Source organism: Streptomyces sp. NBC_00386 (genome assembly GCF_036063235.1).
In the GTDB taxonomy this organism is placed as follows: domain Bacteria; phylum Actinomycetota; class Actinomycetes; order Streptomycetales; family Streptomycetaceae; genus Streptomyces.
Map to the genome: position 1 here is coordinate 9,420,118 of NZ_CP107950.1, position 15,013 is coordinate 9,435,130.

The 15,013-nt window shown below is 72.8% G+C and carries 10 protein-coding genes and 1 pseudogene; 8 read left to right on the forward strand and 3 right to left on the reverse strand.

The genetic code is table 11. The features are described 5' to 3' along the window. Positions 1-227 precede the first annotated feature (227 nt). The 7 genes and pseudogenes from OG780_RS41210 to OG780_RS41240 form a co-directional block, all read left to right on the forward strand. Positions 228-503: a hypothetical protein gene (locus OG780_RS41210; protein WP_328457090.1), complete on the forward strand. Its 276-nt coding sequence runs from the start codon at positions 228-230 to the stop codon at positions 501-503. Positions 504-607: 104 nt separating this feature from the next. Further along, entirely contained in the window at positions 608-1,807 is a 1,200-nt protein-coding gene (locus OG780_RS41215) for a radical SAM protein (RefSeq protein WP_328457092.1), read from the forward strand. Continuing rightward, positions 1,804-3,339: an MFS transporter gene (locus tag OG780_RS41220; RefSeq protein ID WP_328457094.1), complete on the forward strand. Its 1,536-nt coding sequence runs from the start codon at positions 1,804-1,806 to the stop codon at positions 3,337-3,339. The genes OG780_RS41215 and OG780_RS41220 overlap by 4 nt, the downstream gene beginning before the upstream one ends. Before the next feature lie 52 nt (positions 3,340-3,391). After that, the gene (locus tag OG780_RS41225) at positions 3,392-5,521 is read left to right on the forward strand and encodes a prolyl oligopeptidase family serine peptidase (protein WP_328457096.1); all 2,130 of its coding nucleotides are present in this window, start codon (positions 3,392-3,394) and stop codon (positions 5,519-5,521) included. A 1-nt stretch (position 5,522) separates the two neighbouring features. Then, positions 5,523-6,644: a glycosyltransferase gene (locus OG780_RS41230; protein WP_328457098.1), complete on the forward strand. Its 1,122-nt coding sequence runs from the start codon at positions 5,523-5,525 to the stop codon at positions 6,642-6,644. A 166-nt stretch (positions 6,645-6,810) separates the two neighbouring features. Further along, complete coding sequence (locus tag OG780_RS41235) at positions 6,811-8,694, forward strand: SMI1/KNR4 family protein (protein WP_328457100.1); 1,884 nt, start codon at positions 6,811-6,813, stop codon at positions 8,692-8,694. Positions 8,695-8,859: 165 nt separating this feature from the next. Next, positions 8,860-9,033: pseudogene (locus OG780_RS41240) on the forward strand (IS5/IS1182 family transposase); the annotation flags it as partial. 23 nt (positions 9,034-9,056) lie between these two features. On the opposite strand, the gene OG780_RS41245 reads toward OG780_RS41240, so the two are convergent. Further along, positions 9,057-9,668, reverse strand: coding sequence for a GAF domain-containing protein (locus OG780_RS41245; RefSeq protein WP_328457102.1), 612 nt, complete (start codon positions 9,666-9,668; stop codon positions 9,057-9,059). 158 nt (positions 9,669-9,826) lie between these two features. Here OG780_RS41245 and OG780_RS41250 point away from each other — a divergent pair, with 158 nt between their 5' ends. Next, the gene (locus OG780_RS41250) at positions 9,827-11,023 is read left to right on the forward strand and encodes an RNA-guided endonuclease InsQ/TnpB family protein (protein WP_328457104.1); all 1,197 of its coding nucleotides are present in this window, start codon (positions 9,827-9,829) and stop codon (positions 11,021-11,023) included. A gap of 30 nt (positions 11,024-11,053) precedes the next feature. Here OG780_RS41250 and OG780_RS41255 read toward each other — a convergent pair whose 3' ends face one another. Both OG780_RS41255 and OG780_RS41260 read right to left on the reverse strand, forming a co-directional pair. Beyond that, positions 11,054-11,914, reverse strand: a complete 861-nt coding sequence (locus tag OG780_RS41255) for a S8 family peptidase (protein ID WP_328457106.1) — start codon at positions 11,912-11,914, stop codon at positions 11,054-11,056. After that, positions 11,911-14,985 carry an AAA family ATPase gene (locus OG780_RS41260; protein ID WP_328457108.1) on the reverse strand — a complete coding sequence of 1,025 codons (3,075 nt, stop codon included), beginning with the start codon at positions 14,983-14,985 and terminating at the stop codon, positions 11,911-11,913. Before OG780_RS41260 ends, OG780_RS41255 begins: the two co-directional genes overlap by 4 nt. Positions 14,986-15,013 lie beyond the last annotated feature (28 nt).

Sequence of the window (15,013 nt, forward strand, 5' to 3'; positions counted from 1 at the left end):
CGCCGCAGTAGCAAAAGCAACCGTCCGAACTCCCCGGAGCAGCCCCCACAGCCGTCTCCGTCGCGGTTCCGGCCGGCCGCCATGGGCTGAGCCCACGAGCCCACCAGGGGTTTCACCACGGGCCAACCGGCGGTGAACCGGTGTCGAACCCCCTCCTCCTAGCTTCCTGCCGGTCGGCGCACCGCTGCCGTCCGTCGTCCCGAACGCCCGTCGTATGGAGGACCATCATGGCCGAGAACGTCGAGCCCAACGAGGAGACCACCGAGACGCCCGCGGAGGATACTCCCGAGGTCGTCGCGCACGCCGCGTCGAACGTCGCCTGGTGCGGGGTGCACCAGGAGTCCGCCGTCGACGAGCCCGAGGTCGTCGCGCACGCCGCGTCGAACGTCGCCTGGTGCGGCGTGCACCAGGAGTCCGCCGTCGACGAGCCCGAGGTGATCGCCCACTCCGAGGAGGACGAGGACACCCCCTGGTGCGTCGTCCACCAGGAGCACCAGGCCTGATCGGCTCACCACCGGCGCGGTCCTCCCGGTCGCGGTGGCGCCTGACGCCACCGCGACCGGGCCGCGCCAGCCCTCCAACTCCCGCCCCCGCTCCGGAGGTTGCCGTGCCCGGTACGCAGTCCGTCGCCGCCGTCCCCGCCGCCGGGGCCCGTATGATCCAGGCCCGCAGGGGGTGGTGGTTCCTGGGCGCCGGCGGATACGCGCTGATGCGCCCCGGCCAGGTGGAGCCGGACGGCACCCTGCGACCCTCCGCCGAACGCTATCTCCGCGAGGCGGGACTGTACGACGTAAAGCCCTACAACTCGTACTCGCTGACCGTACTGACCAGCACGGACTGCAACCTCGGCTGCGGCTACTGCTTCCAGAACACCGCCCAGGACCCCAAGGGCGGAAGCCGGCCGCCGCGCATCCGGCACGCCCGGCTGACCCCCGAAGCCGTGGGACAGGTCCTGGACTTCACCCGTGAGCGCATGGCCGCGGCCGGCATGGACAAGCTGTCGCTGCTGCTCTTCGGCGGCGAGCCGCTGCTCAACCCGCGAGGCTGCCGGGACCTGCTGACCAGGGCCGGGGAACTCGGCACCCTCACCGCGTCGATGACGTCCAACGGCACCCTGCTCACACCGCTGATCGCCAAGGAACTCAACGCGGCGGGCCTCGGCTCCGTACAGGTGACCTTCGACGGCGACCGCGCCGACCACGACGCCATCCGGGTACGCCGCTCCGGAGGCGGCACCTTCGACGTCATCGTCTCCAACATCGCGCGCGCCATCGAGAAGACCTCCCTGCGCTGGATGCTGCGCGTCAACGTCTCCCACCTGAACCGCAACGGTGTGGACGACCTGGTCGAACGGCTCGGCGCACGCCTCGATCCGGCCCGCTGCGGCATCCACTTCGCCCGCGTCGGCGACGTCGGCGTCGGCTACGCGAACAACCTGCTGCACGAGAACGGCCTCGTCGACGACTTCGTCCGCTGGCACGCCCGCGCGCTGGAACTCGGTTTCACGGTGGCCCGTCCGCGAGCCCATGTCCCCTGCCAGGCCTGCTCCTTCGCCGACGGCCGTTACGGCGCGGTCGTCAACGCCGACGGGGTTCTGGCCAGTTGCTGGGAGACCGCGGGCAAGCCCGGCATGGAGGTCGGCACCATCACCGACGGCTATCTCGACGCCGAGCAGACGAAGGGCCGTTGGGTCAGCTGCCACGACCACTACCAGTACGACGAGGAAGCCGCCGTCCGCGCCGTCTTCCAGGACCGGGTCGACGCCGGAGTCCTGGACAGCCTCCACGCCGTCGGGCGGCTGGGATGAAGAGCGCCGGCATCCTGCGCACCAACGCCGACTTCCGCCGCTTCTGGCTCAGTTCGACGCTGTCCACCCTCGGATCGCAGCTGTCGTTGCTCGCCTTCCCGCTGCTCGTCCTGTCCATCGGCGGCAGCGCCGCACAGGCCGGTACGGTCGCGACCTGCTCGCTGGTGACCCGGACCCTGCTGCGCCTTCCGGCGGGCCATCTCGCCGACCGGTTCGACCGGCGGATGATCATGGTCGGGACCGATCTGGTACGCCTCGTGGCGCTCGCCAGCATTCCTCTTGTGTCGGCGCTGGGAGACCTCGGGCAGACACACCTCCTCGGCGTCGCCGTGGTCGAGGGCGCGGCCACCGCGCTCTTCGCACCCGCGGCCACGATCGCCGTGCGCGACGTGGTGCCGGAGAAGGACCTCACCGACGCGTTGAGCCGCAGCCAGGCCGCCATGGCGACGAGTTCGCTCATCGGCCCGTTCCTCGGCGGCTGGCTGTACACCCTGGACCCGATCCTGCCCTTCGCCGCCGACGCCTTCTCCTACGGGGTGTCCGCCGTGCTGCTGCTGCGGATCGCCACCAAACCTCCCCGAGAGGTCGCCGCGACCGACCGCGACGACCGGCTCACGGCCGGGCTGCGATGGCTGACGCACCAACGCGCGCTTCTGGCCGCGCTGTTGTTCGCCGCGGGCATCAACGTCGTCTCGGCGGCGGCGCAGACGACCATGGTCGTCTCCCTGCGGCAGAGCGGCGCCGGAGGGACGGCGATCGGAGCGGTGATGGCCTGCGCGGGCATCGGGGCGATGCTGGGCGCCGCCGCGGCGCCATGGCTGATGAAGAGGATCCCCGCCGCCCGTCTGTTCCTGCTCATCGGCGCCGTGTGGGCGATCGGCCTCGCCGTGTTCTCCGGGACCACGCACCCCTGGACGATCGGCCCCGTGCTGGTCGTGGTCGTCTTCTTCAGCCCGCCCGCGGGCATCGTCGTGGGCCGCGCGATGCTGGTGCTCGCACCACGGGACCTGCTCGGCAGGGTCAGCACCGCGACCGGACTGGTCATGGCCGGTCTCGCCTCCCTCGGACCGCTCCTGGCCGGCTCCTTCGTGGACTCCCTGGGGGCGAGCCACACCTGGCTGGCACTCGCCGGAACCGCGGCGGTCGTCACCGTGGTGTCCTCCGTTCCCCTGCTGCGCGAGACCAGCCTCGACGCCGTGACGGACGACGCGAAGCCCGGCCTCGACGCCGTGGCGGACGAGCCGAAGAACACCGGCCTCGACTCCGACGCCCCACACGCGATCAGGTCCGACCTCGACGCCGTCGCGGCCGACGCGAGAAGCACCCGTCCCGCCGGTCTCCCGGACATGCCCGAGCCCGTGGACACCGCCCCTTCTTCCGGCTTCCTGAACACTCCGGCCCTCGCGGGCACGAGCCGTGCCGAGCGGCCGGCGGTCGAGGCGCACGGCGAACCGGCCCCGGCCGACGGCTCCACGCCCGAGGACCCGTCTGCGGCGTCCCCCGCGCAACGCCCGGGCACCGGTGACGCCTGAGCCCGTCCCCCCTCACGTGACCGACGTGATCCGTTCTCCCTGGAGCGCCGCGATGACCCAGTCCCCGCCCCGCGACGCCAGGCCGGCGCCCGCCCCGTACACCTACCCGCCGGCCCCGCGCAGCGGACCGGAGGAGATCATCCACGGAGTGCGGGTGGCCGACCCCTACCGCTGGCTGGAGGATCCGCGGGACCCCGCCACCACCGCGTGGTGCGCCGCCCAGGATCTGCTCTACGCCGAGGAGGAGGCCCGCTGGCCGGCCCGGGACGTGTTGCTCGCGCGGATGACCGCCCTGCTCGCCGCAGGAGGCGCCCGTCCGCCCGTGGCGCGCGGCGGGCGGGAGTTCCATCTGCGCAGGGAACCGGGGCGCGAACTCGCCGCGCTGGCCGTGCGCGAGGCCGGCCGGACGCGGACCCTGCTCGACCCGCTGGACACCGATCCGTCCGGTAGGACGGTCCTCGACGCCTTCGAACCCTCCTGGGAGGGCGACCTCGTCGCCGTCCAGCTGTCCTCGGGCGGTACGGAGCACTCGGTGCTGCGTGTGCTCGACACGGCGACGGGCGAGACGCTCGACGGGCCCGTGGACCGGGTCCGCCGTTCCCCCGTGGCATGGCTGCCGGGCGGCCGGGCCTTCTACTACGTACGCCGCCTCCCGTCCGGGCACACGGCCGGCGCGGCGGGACCCTGCCGCCGTGTGTATCTGCACCAGGTCGGCACACCGGCCGACCAGGACGCGGAGATCTTCGGGGCCGGACGGTCGGACACCCAGTACTACACCGTGGCCACCGCCCCCGACGGCCGGCTCCTGGTCGTCGGAGCCAGTGAGGGCACCTCCCCGCGCACCGATCTCTGGACCGCCGACCTGACCGGAACCGGTCCCCACCGGCCCGGCCTGCGCCGCCTCCAGCACGGCGCCGACGGCCACACCGCGGTCCGCCTCAGGCCGGGCGGGGGACCGCTGCTGCTGAGGACCACCACCGGCGCGCCGCGCGGCCGGATCGCCGCAGCACCTCGCGACGAGACGGATCCGCGCCGGTGGCGCACCCTGGTCCCCGAGCAACCCGGCACCGTACTCCAGGACTTCGCGGTCCTGGACGGCCCGGCGCTGGACCGGACCCTGCTGGCGGTCGTACGAACCCGGCACGCCGTCGGCGAGTTGACCCTGCACGATGCCCGGACCGGCGCCAGGACCGGGACCGTACCCCTGCCCGGACGAGGGACGATCACGTTCCTGACCACACGTCAAAATCCTGGACACGAAATCTGGTTCGCGTACACCGACCACGTCACGCCCACCGTCGTCCTGCACTACGACGCCGCCGCCGGACGCCTGAGCCCCTGGTCCGGCCACTCCCCGGCGCTGGCCCCCGTCGAGGGCGTGAACGTCACCCAGGAGGTCCTGCGCTCCCGCGACGGCACCGAGGTGCGCATGTTCGTGATGTCCCCCACGGGCCGCCCCGACAGACCCCGCCCCGCCGTCCTCACCGGCTACGGCGGCTTCGGCGCCTCGATGACCCCCGGCTTCACCCCACAGGCCGTGCCCTGGGTGCGCGCGGGCGGGGTGTACGCGGTGGCCTGCGTGCGAGGCGGGGGAGAAGAAGGAGAGGAGTGGCACCGGGCCGGGCGCCGCGAGCACAAGCACAACACCTTCGACGACTTCGACGCCGCGGCGGACCATCTGCTCCGTGACGGATGGGCCGCGCCCGGCCGGCTCGGCGTCCTCGGCAGCTCCAACGGCGGCCTGCTGGCCGCCGCCGCGCTCACCCGCCGTCCGGAGACCTACGCGGCCGTCGTCTGCGCGGCACCCCTGCTCGACATGGTGCGCTACGAACTGTCGGGGATGGGGGCGAGCTGGCGCGACGAGTACGGAAGCGCCGCGGACCCCGCTCAGTTCGCCCGTCTCCTGTCGTACTCGCCCTACCACCAGGTCCGCGGGGGCGCGCGCTACCCGGCCGTGCTGCTGGCCGTCTTCGACGGCGACACACGCGTCGACCCCGCGCACGCACGCAAGATGTGCGCCGCCCTGCAACGGGCCGGTACCGGTGACGCGCCGGTCGTGCTGCGCACCGAGCACAGCGTCGGACACGGCGTGCGTGCCACCTCGCGCAGTGCCTGCCTCTACGCGGACGTCATGGCCTTCTTCGCCCACCATCTGGGCCATCCACTGCCGGGGGACAGCTGACATGAACGTGCTGCTGTGCCCGCTCAACGAACCGGGCTACCTGTACCCCGCCCTCGCGGTCGGCCGCGAACTGCGCCGCCGCGCCCATACGGTGCACGTCCTCGCCGGGCCGCGAGCCGCTCCGCCGACGACCGCGGCGGGCCTGGAGGTGTCCGCCGTCACCGACGCCACAGCCCTGTCGGTGGCCCAATGGACGGTCCGCGCCCCCAAGCAGTACACCGAAGTGACGCGGGCGGTGCGGCGGTTGCGGCCCGACGTCCTGGTCACCTCCGTGCTCTGCCACGGCGCGCTCGTGGCCGCCGAGGCCACCGGACTGCCGGTCGTGGTGCTCGGACTGACGGCACACCTGTGGCCCTACCGCGCCGGCGGTGCCGGGCCGGCGGACGCGCACGACCGCGCGTGGCGGCTGACGGAGACCCTGAAGCACTACCGGGCGGTACGAGAGGCGGCCGGCCTCGCCCCACGGCACGACCGCTTCCCCGACACCCCGCTGCTCGGCACCACCTTCCTGCTGCGCGGCCACCCCGTTCTGGAACCGGCCGGCGCCGAACTGCCCCCGGCCGTGCGGCATGTCGGCCCCTGCTGGTGGGAGCCGGAGCCGCCGTCCACCGAACCGCTGCCGGATTCCAAACCCCTGGCCTACGTCCACCTCGGCCGGACCTTCGGTGGCGCGTCCCTCTGGCCGCGGCTCAACGCGGCCTTCACCTCGGCCACTTACCGGGCCGTCGTGGAACTGGGACGGTCGGGCGCGCCCGAGGCCGCCGCCGACGCCGACCTGATCGTCGGCCGCCGCCCCTGGATGGGGCCGCTCGTCGACCGGGCCGACCTCGTACTGACGAACGCGACCTCCGCCCCCGTACTCGCCGCCCTCCTGCACGGCAAGCCGCTGCTCGTCGCCCCCAACGGGTCCGAGCAGCAGGTCCTCGCCGCCGGCTGCCTGCGCGCCGGCGTCGCCCGCAGGCTGCCGGAGCCGGGCGCTCCCGCCGCGGAACTGCGGGCCGCGGTCGAGGCGACAGCGCGCGATCCCCGACTGCGGGCGCGCGCCGAGGAGATCGGCGGCCTGCTCACCGACGGCAAGAGCGAAACCCGCGCAGCCGACGCCGTGGAATCGGCGGCACACTGAATTCCCGGAGGCCGTTCCGGAAGCCCTTTGGCTTGAGCTTTGACATCGATCTCAAGATCGTTACCGCTGTGGTGCAGCTGTGCAGCTCAGCGCCTTGGCGGCCGGGTTCTCGCATGGCTACGGCAGGGCCGACACCGTTGTCGGTGCCGGATGACACCATCCGGCCATGAGCGATGAGTCTTTCAACTGGCACGAGTTCCTGGGACGGTGGCAGGAGGAGTGGGTTCCGCGCGCGGACGAGGACGGCGGGCATTCCCTCGCCCGCCCCGGCAGGCCAGGGGCGGACGAGGCCGCGATCGCTGCGGCCGAGGAGCGGCTGGGTCGGCGGCTGCCGCCCTCGTACCGGGAGTTCCTGGCCGTGAGCGACGGGTGGCACGTGGACCAGACGGCCGGGGTCTATCAGCTCGGCGGCGCCGCGGACATCGACTGGTTCCAGGATCCGTTCGACATGACCTCGCTGTACGAGGAGAACCTGGGCGACGACCCGCGCGAGGAGGACATCCTGCTGGCCGGGATGTGGCAACGGGCGCTACGGCTGGAGACGGACTCCGACATGTCGTACGCCCTGCTCGACCCGGGCGACGGTGACCAGGACGGTGAGTGGGCGCTCTACCTCTACAAGGGCTGGGGCGGTGAACTGCCAGACCGCTACCCGTCGTTCCGCGCGTACATGGAGGCCATGTACCGCAGCTTCCACTCGGACCGGGTGAAGCGGCCCGACTTCGTGAACACGACCACGCGCGCCCAGGATGTCCACGTGGAGGAGGCCCGCCTGCTGGCCCTGCGCGGACGGTACGAGGAGGCCCTGCCCCTGCTCGAGGAAGCGCTGTCCTTCGGACGGCCACGTAGCGCCGTCCTCCTGAACCAGCTCCGGCATCTGCTGGCTCCGTACAGCTCCCGGGACTACGGCAACCTGGTGGCCGACCCGCGCTACCTGCCCGAGCTTCTGCCCGTGCACGCCATGGCGCCGGCACGCGGCGAACGGCGGCTGGGCGGGGATGACCACTGGCTCGGGATGATGACCGCCCGCGGGGCCGCCCGGAAGACCGTCGAGGCCGTACTGAGCACGATGCGGGACGGCACCCATCACTACACGCCTCCCGGTCCATGGGGCCGGGCCGTAGCCGAGGCTCGGGAATCAGCCCGCTGGGGGGCGACCGACGCCGCGTGGCGGGTGCTGCGGGACGCGCTCCCGCTGTGGGAGGCTCCCGGGCCCTTGCTGATCGCCCCGATCGGCCTGCTCGCCGATCCGGTCCTGGGTCCGCTGGTCACCCCGGAGCGTGGGCGGGAAATCCTCGCGACACCGCGGGCCGGGGAGCGGGGTCCCGCTCCCGAGCCGGTGCCCGACCTCGACCCGCCGGGACTCGCCTGGTTGGCAGAGCCTGCGGCGAGCCGGCGGCCGCTCGACGGGTACCGCTGTGTCTGGGTGGAGGGGATCGATCCCGCCCGACTTCCCGCCCTGATCGGGGAGGAGGGCACCGGACTGAGCACGCCCACGGATCAGCGTGAGGCGTCCTGGCGGGCACCCCGGCCTCGCGAGCGGGAGGGCGTGGAACTCTGGGAGGACCGGGCCGTGGTCGCCGTCGGCCGTACCGCCGAAGGGTGGGTCTTCGCCTTCGACGGCCACCCCGGCCACCTGAACAAGCTGTTCCTGTCCCCCGCTCCGGCTGCCTCCTCGTCCGGCCGCGCGGTGGTGGTGTGGCGTGAGCCGAGGCGCTCGTCGCCGGGTGACCACCCGGCCGCGTTCCACCTGTCGGTGGCCGAACAGAGCGAGGAGCTCTACGCGTTCACCGTGCGGGGTACGGAGATCCAGCGCTCCGGCGCAATACCCGAGGCGCTGGACCCCGCACGGCTGTTCCACCCGCAGGACACCGAACTGGACAACGAGCTGCGTGTGCTGGAGGCCCTGTACACCGAGCTCGGGCTCTCGCTCCCCCGCTTCGCGCTGACCCAAGGCAGGCTCCGCACCTTCACTACCCGGTCCTGGACCCGGGCGCCACGCACGGGCGAAGGGTTCGTCTATGCCGGCTTCGTGCGCCACCGGCCCTGAGCGGGTGCGGGCCCGCACCCCCGCGGAAGGCGGCCCGCCCGGGACGACCGGCTGTGGTCAGCTCAGGTCAATCGCGCGGGCGCTTGCCGCGCCGACCTCTTGGGCCACCTTCGTGAGGACCGGCTGCGGCACCGTGGCGTCCACGCTCAGAGCTCTGTTCTCGTCTGGCTGCGTCGGCAGATCGTGCCGCGCGTCACCCGCCGTGGCATCGAACCGGCCGGCCGCCTGGGCCGACACCGCCGGGTGGTCGAGCGCACGTTGTCCTGGCTGAGCGGCTGCCGCCGTCTGCACCGCCGCTACGAGCGCAAGGCCGAGCACTTCCTCGCCTTTGCCGGCATCGACACCTGCGGCAGCCCCGGGCCTCACCCCTCGTGCGACGCCTGCGGCGGCACTCCTTCGAGCAGCACGTCCCGCAGCGCCGCGACCAGCTCCAGTCCCCGCGCCCGTACCGCCGACGGTGTCTCCTCGTGGCGCCGGTCGGTGATGACCGCGAGCGCCGCCGCGGCCTGACGGGCGAAGAGGGCCAGGAGGTCGAGTTCGGAGAGACTGGAACGGGACTGCTCGGCGGGGTCGAGCACTTCGAGCACGCCGAGCACCCGGTCGCGGTGGGCGAGCGGCGCCGCCATCAGCGCGTCCGGCACGTACCCGGTCGACTTCGCGACGTCCTTGGCGAACATGCTCTGTTCCCGGAGGTCGTCCGCGATCATGGGCTCACCCGAGACGAGCACCCAGCCCGCCAGGCCCCGCCCTGCGGGGAACCTCGAACCCACGAGGGAGTCCTCTCCCTCCCCGGCCACGGCCTGGAAGACCAGTTCGTCGGTCTCCCGGTCGTGCAGCAGGACGGAGCTGGCCGCGGCGCCGAAGATGGCCCGCGCGGTGTCGACGACGGACTGCAGCAGATCGTGCTCCGCGCTGCCGGCGCCTGTCGCGGGGTCCACGCCTGTGGCGGGGACGAGGCCGGGGGACTGGGTCATCGGGGCACTCCTTTGTGGATACCTCGGCGTTCAGGCCGGGGAGGAAACGAACTTCCTGCGGAGCAGGGTGAAAGGTGCCGGTTCGGGGCAGGGGCGGACCGGACTCCACTCGCGTGAACCGGCAGGTCCTCACCAGCCGGTGCGCTAGTTTGCGGGGCATGCCCACGTATGTGAAGCGGTCGTTCAAGTACCGCTTCTACCCGACCGATGTGCAGGCGGCTGAGCTGTCGCGCACATTCGGGTGTGTGCGCAAGGTCTACAACATGGCATTGGTGGCCCGCACCGAGGCGTGGACGCGTCAGGAGCGACTGAACTACAACGCCACGTCGGCGATGCTGACGGCGTGGAAGAAGACCGAGGAACTGGCCTACCTCAATGACGTCTCGTCGGTGCCGTTGCAGCAGTGCTTGCGGCACCTGCAGGTGGCGTTCACGAACTTCTTCGCCAAGCGGGCGAAGTTCCCGCGGTTCAAGTCGCGCAAGAAGTCCCGCAAGTCCGCGGAGTACACCACCAGCGGATTCCGTTTCCGTGACGGGAAGCTGACGCTGGCAAAGATGGCGGAGCCGCTGGACATCGTGTGGTCGCGTCTCCTGCCGGAGGGTGCGCGTCCGTCGACGGTGACGGTGTCGCAGGACCCGGCCGGCCGTTGGTCCGTGTCCCTGCTGGTGGAGGACCCGGAGGTGAAGCCGTTGCCCGCCACGAATGCGGCGGTGGGTATCGACGTGGGTCTGGCCCATCTGCTGACCCTGTCCACCGGTGAGAAGATCGCCAACCCTCGGCACGAGCGCCGCGACCATGCCCGGCTTGCGCTCGCCCAGCGCCGTCTCGCGCAAAAGGCCAAGGGTGACGGCACGAACCGGGCCAAGGCCCGGCGCAAGGTCGCCCGGATCCACGCCCGGATAGCAGACCGGCGCCGCGACCACCTGCACCAGCTGACCACCCGACTCGTGCGTGAGAACCAAACGCTCGTGATCGAGGACTTGGCCATCCGTAATATGCTCAAGAACCGGCCCCTGGCCCGCGCCGTCTCGGATGCCGGGTGGTCGCAGTTCCGAAGCATGCTCGAGTACAAAGCCGCCTGGTACGGACGGGAAGTGGTCGTGGTCGACCGCTTCTTCCCCTCCTCCCAGCTGTGTTCCCACTGCGGTGCCCTCGTCGGAAAGATTTCTCTCAGCGTCCGCACCTGGACGTGCCTTTGCGGCACGGTTCACGACCGGGACGTGAACGCGGCGAAGAACCTGTTGACCGCCGGGCTGGCGGTGACAGCCTGTGGAGCCGGTGTAAGACCTCAACGGGAATCCTCCCGGACGGGGCGGTCGGCGATGAAGCAGGAAGCCCTACAGCGCGAGCCGTAGGAATCCCCCTCCGTCAGGAGGGGGAGGAAGTCAAGATTCACCTCGGGTTCCTGGTTCGCCGATGCGCACGTTCGCGGCGGAGAGGTAGAGCGCGTGTTTGATCTGGAACGGTGTCAGCTTCGGGTGCGTGCCGAGCAGGCGTGCGCACATCCCGCTGATGAAGGGGGTGGCGAAGCTGTTGCCCGTGGTGCGGATGGTCTTGCCGCCCGTCCAGGCCACCTGCACGTTCTGGCCCGGTGCGAAGAACTCGACGGGTGGCGCGGGGTTGTAGAGGAAGAGCCCCGAGTCGTCCTCGCGGTGCGTACCGACCGAGATGACGGACGAGAACCGCCAGGGGAAGCTCTCCACCGGTGTGTTGTGGGCGGACGCCACGAGCGTGGTCCCGGTGAAGAACGCCTGGTCGGCCAGGGCCCGCAACGTTTCGAGGAACTTCGGACGGGTCGTGGACAGACTGAGGTTGACCACGTCGAAACCCTGGTCGACGGCCCACCGCAACCCGGTGAGCAGGGCTTCGCCCGTGCCGGTGAAGCCCTCGCCCAGCACCCGCACGCTGTACAGCTCACAGCCCGGTGCCACGCGCCGGACGATGCCGGCGCACGCCGTTCCGTGCCCGCAGCCGTCGCCGGCGCCGTCGGGCAGCGGGCCGCTGTCGACGACGCGCAGGGTTCCGTCGGGGGCGGACGCCACCTCGTACGAACCCTGGACGGTGCCGACCGAGGGATGGCCGCACTCCACCCCGGTGTCGACCACGCACACCCGCACCCCGGCGCCGTCCGACCACGCCGAGGGATCGGCGGGCAGGTCCGGCACCGTGTCGGCGAGCATCGTGAGGTCCTCGGGGGAGCGGTCACGCAGGCTCCAGGTGAGCCCTCCCGCCGTTCCTGTGGTCATCCGGTCCTGCCTTCCCGTCCGGCCGGGCGTTCCGCGCCCCGGACCGTGGCCGTCGTCTCGTCGGCGAACACGGACGCGCGGTCCGTGCCCGGCCGGTGCCCCTTGGCGGCGAAGTGTCCCCGTGCCGTGTGCGCTTCCCGCGCCGCGTCCGCGGCCAGGCCGAGTGTGCGCAGCGTGTGAGCGAGGTCGAGGGCCGCGGTGCCCCGTACGACCGGGGAGTCCGTCTCACCCGCCGCGGTGACGGCCCGGTCCGCGCAGACACGCGCCAGGTCCGGCTCACCGGCGAGCGCCAGGGCACGGGCCCGCAGTCCGTAGGCGTCGGCGGACTCGGCCGGAGGCAGCGTGGACCGTTCGGGGTCCGGCAGAGCCAGTGCCTGCGCCGGCTCTCCGCGGTCCAGCAGGATCCGCGCCCGCTCCCGGGTGATACCGGGCAGGGCGCCCGTGGCGCCGAGTTCGCGGCCCGCGCGTTCCGCCTCCTCCAGCAGGGTCAGACCGCGGGCCGGTGTACCGCTCAAGGCCTCGACCTCCGCGGCGAACAGCGGGATGAACAACGCGCTCTCCGCGTAGCCGAGGCCGCGGGCCAGGCGCGCCGCCTCGGCCAGCCGCTCGTGTGCTTCCTCGTGCCGCCCCTGCAGGGCCAGGAGTACGGCGAGCGGGCAGCCCAGCGTGGCGCGCACGGTCGGCCGGCCGGCGCCGTGGGCCGACAGCAGTTCCTCGCAGCGCCCGACGGCGCGCCCCACCGGGGTGGGGCCGCGCCACAGGGAGATGCCGACCGCGCCGAGTGCCAGCGCCCGTTCGGGTTCGGCGTCGGCACGGTCGGCGTGCTCCAGGGCCCGGTGGAGCAATTCCTCGGCCTCGGCGTGCAGTCCGCGCCGCTGACGGTCCTGGGCGATACGGACACAGGCACGGGCGATGCCCTGGTCGTCGCCCGCCCGGTCGAACAGCGGGAGGGCGGCCTCCGCCACCTCGGCCGCGGAATCGTGCCGGGGGTCGAGCGCGGTCAGCGCGAGCCGGGCATGGGCGGCGTCCAGCGGATCCCCGGCCCGGTCCGCCGCGTCGAGCGTGTCCGCCAGGAGCTCCCGGCCGCGCTCGGGCTCACCGCGGGCGGCCTTCGTCTCGCCGAGCCGGCGGGCGGCCGCGCGGGCGACGGGTTCGCCGGGCGCGGCCAGGTCCAGGGCCTGGGTGAGCAGGTCGTCGGCCCACGGCAGGTCGGAGCGCGCCAGGGCGGCCGCACCGGCCCGGGTGAGCAGAGCGGCGGCGCGAGTCCGCAACGCGTCGGTGTCGCCGTCGTGGATGCCCAGTTCGGTGAGCAGACGGTGGGCGCGGGCCAGATGGGAGCCGACGGCGGCATCGCCCGCGTCGTGGCGGACGAGGACCCGGGCGGCGTGCTCGTGGCGCCGGGCACGTACCTTCTTGGCCATCCCGCGGTACGCGGTCTCCTGCACCAGCGCGCTGCCGAACCGGAGTACGGAGCTGGTGGACCGGGCGCGGCCACCGGCCTCGATGAGCCGCCGTCGCACGAGGCCGCGCAGCAGACCGCCGGGGGACTGAGCCGGGTCTCCGGACTCCTCGTCGGTGGCCAGTTCGGTCAGGTCGGCGCGCTGGAACTCCCTTCCCAGGACGGCGGCCACCTGCAGCAGCGTCCGCTCCTCGGGCGGCAGCGCGTCGATGCGGGCGCCCAGCAGGGCGTGCACGGTCAGCGGCAGGTCGTCGCACTCGGCGGCCATCGCCGTCAGATGTTCCAGATACAGCGGATTGCCCTCGGCGCGGTCGAGCGCGCCTTCCAGCACGTCCTGCCGGTGGGCCGCCACCTCGACCAGCTCCCCGGCGAGTGCGGCCGCCTCCTCCCGGGTGAGTGGTGTGAGCAGCAGCGACGCGGACCGCATCCGCCCGCTGCCCCAGCCGGGACGGGTCTCCAGGAGCTCGGGACGCGCGACGCACACCAGGGCCACGGGGGAGTGGTCGAGTTCGTCCAGCAGCCGGTCCGCCAGGTCGAGCAGAGGCCCGGACGCCCAGTGGCAGTCGTCCAGCACCAGCACCACGGGCCGCTCACGGGACAGCGCGTCCAGGAGGCAGGCCAGGGCCATGAGGGTGTCGTCCGCCGAAGGACTGGGCGTGCCGTCCGCGAGGAGGCCGGTCCGCAGCAGGCGCAGCGCCTGTTCCGCCTCCGTCCGCTCCGGGGCCGGCAGCGCGGCAAGGGCCGTGTCCTCGCCGACGGCGGCGAGCACCTGGCGTACCGCTTCGGCGAGCGGCGACAGGGAGCCGGACTCGCCGTAGGGCCGGCATCGGCCCTCGCCGTACGCCGGGCAGTCCCGCAGCCACTCGCGCAGCAGGCGCGTCTTGCCGAGGCCCGCCTCGCCGTAGACGGTCACCAGGTGCGAACGCGGGTCCGTCTCCAGCTTGCGCGACAGCAGGCGGAGTTCGGCCAGTTCCTGCTCTCGTCCGATGAAGGGGGTGTCGAACCGGCGTACCCGCTCCGGGTCGTCCTCGTGGAGTGCGACCAGGCGGTGGGCCGGGACGGGGACTCCGACGCCCTTGAGGGACAGCGATCCGGCGGATTCGGTGACCGCCGAGGGACCGGCGGCGTCGAGTGTGGCGGGGCCGATCAGGATGTCCCCCGCGCTGGCGTGCTGTTCGAGCCGGGCCCCGATGTTGACGACCTCGCCGGAGACGAGGGCCTGCCGGGCGGTGGGATCGACGCTCACGACCACCTCACCGGTGTTCACGCCGATGCGCACGGCGAGCCGCACGCCATGCTCGCGCTCCAGCTCGGCGTTGAGCCCGTCGAGGCCGGTGACCATGCCGCGCGCGGCGGCGAGCGCCCGGTGGGCGTCGTCCTCGTGGCGCACGGGCGCCCCGAACACCGCCATCACCGCGTCGCCGATGAACTTCTCCACCGTGCCGCCGTGCTCCTCGATCCGCGCCCGCATCAGCGCGAAATACCGGAGAGTGACCGTGCGCAGGGTCTCCGGGTCGAGCCGCCCGGACAGGGCCGTGGACCCGACGAGGTCGCAGAAGAGCACCGTCACCACCCGGCGCTCCTCGGCCGCGGCGGCGTCGCCCGCGGCCACGCACGCGGTTCCGCACCGGGGGCAGAAC